The sequence below is a fragment of the Streptomyces sp. S3(2020) genome (genome assembly GCF_013044505.1).
In the GTDB taxonomy this organism is placed as follows: Bacteria; Actinomycetota; Actinomycetes; order Streptomycetales; family Streptomycetaceae; genus Streptomyces.
This window is the reverse complement of record NZ_JABERD010000470.1, coordinates 1-2,212: the sequence shown is the minus strand read 5'-3', so window position 1 is coordinate 2,212 and position 2,212 is coordinate 1. Positions and strand designations below refer to the sequence as shown.

The 2,212-nt window shown below is 69.4% G+C and carries 3 protein-coding genes; 2 read left to right on the top strand and 1 reads right to left on the bottom strand.

Going from position 1 to position 2,212, the window contains the following annotated elements:
* Positions 1-139: 139 nt before the first annotated feature.
* Positions 140-751 (top strand): Uma2 family endonuclease, encoded by a 612-nt coding sequence (locus tag HLK59_RS49635; protein WP_171148270.1) that lies wholly within the window; start codon positions 140-142, stop codon positions 749-751.
* Here the strand turns inward: HLK59_RS49635 and HLK59_RS49630 are convergent.
* Positions 748-1,164 carry a DUF6086 family protein gene (locus HLK59_RS49630; protein WP_206328524.1) on the bottom strand — a complete coding sequence of 139 codons (417 nt, stop codon included), beginning with the start codon at positions 1,162-1,164 and terminating at the stop codon, positions 748-750. The genes HLK59_RS49635 and HLK59_RS49630 overlap by 4 nt on opposite strands.
* Positions 1,165-1,276: 112 nt before the next feature.
* Here HLK59_RS49630 and HLK59_RS49625 point away from each other — a divergent pair, with 112 nt between their 5' ends.
* Positions 1,277-1,726, top strand: a complete 450-nt coding sequence (locus HLK59_RS49625) for a hemerythrin domain-containing protein (protein ID WP_171148269.1) — start codon at positions 1,277-1,279, stop codon at positions 1,724-1,726.
* The last annotated feature ends 486 nt before the right edge of the window (positions 1,727-2,212 follow it).

Here is a 2,212-nt window from a genome sequence, read left to right as displayed (position 1 = left end):
CCTCTTGGGCTGCGGCGGTGGAGGGGAGAGAGGGTAATGGGGTGACGGGGGTGGGGCTGAAGGATGATTCCGATCACTCCCGCGTGATCGATCCACTACGCTGAGTCGCGGCTGGTCTGCGTCAGCGGGAGGGGGCATCATGACATTGATGACAGAGCGACCGACGATAAGCGGCACCGAGCCCCGCAGCTTCGAGGCGTTGCTGGACGACCTCGACGTGCTGATCGTGCCCGACGGCTACAAGGCCGAAGTCATCAGGGGGAGCATCGTCTTGTCGCCGTGGTCGAAGGGGTATTACACCCGTGTGATGCGTCTGGTGTTTCGGCAGCTGGACGCATACCTTCCCGAAGGCTACGAGCTTGAGCGGGCTCCCAATCTCTTCGTTTTTCCGGGGGACGAGCGAGCGTACGGACCGGACATCTATGCGGCTCATGAACGGGCTTTCGATACGGAGAGCAACCGCCTCGACGGCGAGGCACTCTTCTTCGTCGCAGAGCTGACTTCCACTTCCACCCGCGACGACGATCTCACCGACAAGATTCAGGTCTACGGCAGGGCAGGTGTCCCCCTCTACCTGATCCTCGACATGCAGGAGGGGCAGGCGACGGTGCTCTGGACGCCTTCCGCGAAGGGGTACGAGTCGCGCTGCACGCGTCCGTTCGGCGAGAAGCTTCCGATGCCAGCCCCGCTTGACTGTGAACTCGACACCGATGGCTTCCAGCGTCGCCCCCATGAGCAGGTCGACGACTAGCGAGGCATCTGGCGCCGGAGCACGCCCACCCGTTTCCCCAGCCATACCTCCCTGTCCCCCGCGTCGAGCAGCGGCACCTGCACATCCCGCAGCCCCTCCAGCTCGTCCGTGACAACCGGGCGCCGCACCTCGACGCCGGCCCGCTCCGCGAGTACCAGCACGGTCGCCACGAACCCCTCGGACAGGGCGTCGATGATGCCGTGCCGGGTGCGGTCGTGGAGGTCCAGCAGGGCGTCCACGAACGTCCCGAAGACCGCCGGGTCGATCGCGCACTCGTCGTTCTCCATCGGCCCGAACCCCGAGGGCACCCCCAGCTCCTCCTCGTACAGCCGCACATGGCGCAGGAACAGCCGGGCCGCCCCGTTGGAGGGGTTCCACACGGTCTCGTCACCGACGTCGAAGTACTGGCTCATGGCTGCCCCTCCCGGCCGTGATCGCGGAAGGCCACGGTAACCGGGCGGGCCCGCACCGCGCCCGTGCGTTTCACTCCGCCCCGGTGCGCCGCCGCTCGCCTACAACAACCCCATGTGCCACTACTGCGGGTGCCGTGACATCCCGCTCATCAAGGAGTTCATCGCCGAGCACGAGCGCGTCACCGACGCCGCCGGGGACGCCCTGCGGGCGCTGGGACGCGGGGAGCCCGGGCGGGCCCGCGAACTGGTCGCGGTCATGGCGAAGGAGCTCGACAGCCACTGGCGGGGCGAGGAGAACGGGCTGTTCGCGGTGATGCGGTCCGATCCGGAGTACGCCGACTACATCGACGCTCTCGTCACCGAGCACCGTGAGCTCGCCGTGCTGCTTCCCTCACTGGACCTCACCGACGCGGCCGACGTCCGGACGCTGACCGACGCGGTCCAGGAACTCCACCACCACATCGCCAAGGAGGAGGACGGCCTGTTCCCGGCCTCGCTGACGGCACTGTCGGGGGAGGAGTGGAACAGGGCGATGGCCGCGTGGCGAGAAGCCCACCCGTGACCTGCCTCCGGCCCAGGACGCCCGGCCTATGGCCGACCGCGCCGCACTTCTGACCGACCGCGCCGCACTCCTGACCCACGGCGACCCACCTCTGGCCCACGGAGACCTGCCTCAGGCGCAGCCGTGCCGCATCCAGGGCCCATCCGCGGCCCGTCTCTGGCCCACCGCGCCGCACTCCTGACCCACGGCGACCCACCTCTGGCCCACGGCGACCCGCCTCTGACCCACGGCGACCTGCCTCAGGCGCAGCCGTGCCGCATCCAGGGCCCATCCGCGGCCCGTCTCTGGCCCACCGTGCCCCACTCCTGACCCACGGCGACCCACCTCTGGCCCACGGCGACCCGCCTCTGACCCACGGCGACCTGCCTCAGGCGCAGCCGTGCCGCATCCAGGGCCCATCCGCGGCCCGTCTCTGGCCCACCGCGCCGCACTCCTGACCCACGGCGACCCACCTCTGGCCCACGGCGACCCGCCTCTGACCCACGG